The sequence below is a fragment of the Acinetobacter sp. UBA3025 genome (assembly GCF_002367915.1).
In the GTDB taxonomy this organism is placed as follows: domain Bacteria; phylum Pseudomonadota; class Gammaproteobacteria; order Pseudomonadales; family Moraxellaceae; genus Acinetobacter.
Genome location: NZ_DFDO01000063.1, coordinates 1 through 1,168 on the forward strand (window position 1 = coordinate 1; position 1,168 = coordinate 1,168).

Here is a 1,168-nt window from a genome sequence, read left to right on the forward strand (position 1 = left end):
GGTCAACACCTTTTTTATTTTGCTATTTTTATTTTTTAGGTATCTACCCATGACCGTTCAAATGAGCGTAATGATTTCCGCTGAAGAAATTCAAGCTAAAGTCAAAGAGCTTGGTGCTAAAATCGATGCACACTATGCCAATAGTGACAAAGAGCTTGTACTTATCGGTTTGTTACGCGGTTCAGTGATTTTCATGGCAGACTTGTGTCGTGCCATTACCAAGCCACATGAACTCGACTTCATGACTGTATCCAGCTACGGCGGTGGTACGATTTCGAGCCGTGATGTCAAAATCCTGAAAGATCTGGACGGTGAAATCCGTGGTAAAGATGTGCTAGTGGTTGAAGATATTATTGACTCAGGTAATACCTTAAGTAAAGTCCTGGAAATCCTGCAAACCCGTCAGCCAAACTCAATTGAACTATGCACTTTGGTGAGTAAACCTTCACGTCGTGAAATCGAGCTGGAAGTAAAATTCCTGGGCTTTGAAGTCGAAGACAAGTTCATTGTTGGTTACGGTCTGGACTATGATCAAAAATACCGTCATATTCCATTTATTGGTGAAATCGGTCTTTAAGAACCGGTTTAAAAGAAGTGGCTTCGTGCCACTTTTTTTATTTCTTGAATCATTTCAGTAACACAGCAAACAAAAACGCAACAGCCCGTTGCAGGACATGACTTTTTTCAGGGCTTTTCTTGCCGCAAGATAAACCTGATGTAAAAACAAAGACATGATAACAAGGAGTATGCCGATGTGGTCAATTATCGTTGCAATTGTAGTGGGTTTTATTGCGGGTCTGGTTGCACGCGCAATTCATCCTGGTGATGACAAGGCTGGATTCATTGTTACGACCCTGCTGGGGATTGCCGGTTCACTGGTTGCGACCTTTGCCGGACGTATGCTGGGCTTGTACTCCCAAGATTCTGCCGCAGGTTTCATTGCTTCAGTGATCGGTGCCATAGTCATCCTGTTTATCTACAATATGGTGACTAAACGTAAACGGATCTAAGCTCTGCTTGGAATAAGTTTCTTTCATAAAAAAAAGAGCGCCTAGATAGGTGCTCTTTTTTTATTTGCTGATCATGGTCAGAATTTTACAGGCCGAATTCTTTGAAGCCTTGTTCAATCTGTTCTGCTGGCTGAGCGCCCATGACTTTAAAACCATTC

The 1,168-nt window shown here is 42.3% G+C and carries 2 protein-coding genes; both read left to right on the forward strand.

What is annotated here, in order from left to right; genetic code table 11:
• The first annotated feature begins 49 nt into the window (after positions 1-49).
• A complete protein-coding gene (gene hpt, locus B4J23_RS02610; RefSeq protein WP_004780337.1) occupies positions 50-577 on the forward strand; it encodes a hypoxanthine phosphoribosyltransferase in 528 nt (175 codons plus the stop codon).
• 175 nt (positions 578-752) lie between these two features.
• Entirely contained in the window at positions 753-1,010 is a 258-nt protein-coding gene (locus B4J23_RS02615; protein WP_005233088.1) for a GlsB/YeaQ/YmgE family stress response membrane protein, read from the forward strand.
• Positions 1,011-1,168 lie beyond the last annotated feature (158 nt).